Origin of the sequence: Streptococcus suis (genome assembly GCF_002964575.1) — a bacterium.
Taxonomy (GTDB): Bacteria; Bacillota; Bacilli; order Lactobacillales; family Streptococcaceae; genus Streptococcus; species Streptococcus suis_R.
Genome location: NZ_POQQ01000083.1, coordinates 1 through 404, shown reverse-complemented (window position 1 = coordinate 404; position 404 = coordinate 1). Strand labels below are relative to the sequence as shown.

Sequence of the window (404 nt, the reverse complement as noted above, 5' to 3'; positions counted from 1 at the left end):
AGAAAGTTGAAAGAGGATTTTCTTGTTCGGAAACAGAAGTACGAACGAGATAAACAGATTCTACAAGAGCGAAATTCCTATTCTAAAACGGATCACGATGCAACATTCATGCGAATGAAAGAAGATCATATGAAGAATGGTCAGCTCAAACCCGGTTACAACCTTCAACTTGGCACAAACAGCCAGTTTGCCTTGGCTTACGGATTGTATCCGAATCCAACTGACACTCGGACGCTCAAGCCCTTTCTTCAATCCATCCAAACCCTAGAACTCTTTCAACACATTGTCGCAGATGCAGGTTATGGAAGTGAAGAAAATTATAGCTTTATCCTTGATGATCTGGAGAAAACACCTCTGATTCCCTACGGAACATATCAGAAAGAGCAGAAGAAAAGCTATAAGAA

Annotated in this window: 1 protein-coding gene; it reads left to right on the top strand. The window is 40.8% G+C overall.

Translation table 11 applies throughout. From position 1 onward, the window contains the following. Positions 1-404: transposase (locus C1E58_RS10120; RefSeq protein WP_153055838.1), on the top strand; the 404-nt coding region annotated here is incomplete at both ends.